This window comes from Mesorhizobium sp. M4A.F.Ca.ET.020.02.1.1, assembly GCF_004022645.1.
In the GTDB taxonomy this organism is placed as follows: domain Bacteria; phylum Pseudomonadota; class Alphaproteobacteria; order Rhizobiales; family Rhizobiaceae; genus Mesorhizobium.
In genome coordinates, this window is the sequence record NZ_RZOI01001108.1 from 1 (window position 1) to 1,315 (window position 1,315).

General features: G+C 66.5%; 1 protein-coding gene and 1 pseudogene. Both read left to right on the forward strand.

From position 1 onward, the window contains the following. A pseudogene (locus tag EN742_RS35230) lies at positions 1–402 on the forward strand (acyltransferase); the annotation flags it as partial. Next, positions 399–1,315, forward strand: a 917-nt coding sequence (locus EN742_RS35235) for a glycosyltransferase (RefSeq protein WP_128333900.1), incomplete at its 3' end; no start/stop codon positions are given. The pseudogene EN742_RS35230 and the gene EN742_RS35235, both read left to right, overlap by 4 nt.

Here is a 1,315-nt window from a genome sequence, read left to right on the forward strand (position 1 = left end):
GTTCTGGTCACGGCCTTCTCGCGAGGCGTCGGCGGCTTCATCGGCAAGCTCGCGGAATTGCCACCCGCGCTTGCCCTTGGCCGCATCAGCTACGGCGTCTATCTCTACCACCCGATCCTGCTGGCCTATGCCGTCAAGGCGCAGCCCTGGATTCCGCTCAACGTCTCCGAACAGGGGCCGGGCCGTTTCCTGGTCGCGGGCGCGGCCACCATCATTGTCGCCGCAGTTTCCTGGACGGTTTTCGAAAAACCGCTCAACGGCTTCAAGCGTCACTTTCCCTACGTCGCGCGCCGCGCTCACCCGCGCAGCGCGGGCGACACTGGCCGGTTGACCTTTCCCGGCGTGTCGCCCGATCATCGCGCGGCAGGGCTCGACCTGTCGCGCACGGAGGCACGCCGATGACCGCCGCGCCGCTCGTTTCCGTGCTTTTGCCCGTCTACAATGCCGGGCCCTATATCGCCGCCGCGATCGGCTCGATCCTGCGCCAGGACTACGATCGCCTCGAGGTGATCGCGATCGATGACGGGTCGAGCGACAACTCGCTGGAAATCCTCGAGCGCCACCGCAAGGCCGACAGCCGCGTCAGGCTCTTCTCGCGCGAAAACCGCGGCCTCGTCGCCACGCTGAATGAAGGGCTGCAGCTCGCCCGGGGCGAACTGGTCGCCCGTATGGACGCCGACGACTTCGCCTATCCGTGGCGCCTGTCGCGCCAGGTGGCACTGTTTGCCGAACGGCCGGAGCTCGGCTTCTGCGGCGCCGGCATAGACATGCTGCAGCACGGCCGCATCAAGAGCGGCTCGCTCGATCCGGTGTTCAAGGTCGGCCGCATCCCGATCCTGTCGCAGTTCTTCACCATCTTCATGCACCCCACCGTGGTCTACAATCGCCAGGTCATCGGCGACGACAGCCTGCACTACGATCCGCAATACAGGCATGCCGAGGATTTCGACCTCTTCCGGCGCCTCGCCGCCCGCTACCCGGCGGCGATGATGCCGGAGAACCTGCTTGTCTACCGCATCCATCCGGGCAGCGTGACCAGCCGGCATTGCGAGGAGATGCGCCGCACGCATCTCAGGATCGTGGCCGAGAATCTCGAGGGCGAGGGCCTGGCGCAGGCGACGCAGGACCTGCGCGCCATCGGCGAGAACGTTTCGTTCGACACGGTCGCCCGCGCGGCCCAATTCATCGTTGCGCTGGAGGAGCGGATCGCCTCACTGCCCGACGAGACACGGCCAAGCTTCGCCGCCGGCGCGCTCAACCTTTTCTATTTCCTCTACCAGCTCGTCGGCGACGAGAAGAGGCCGCCGCTGACGCG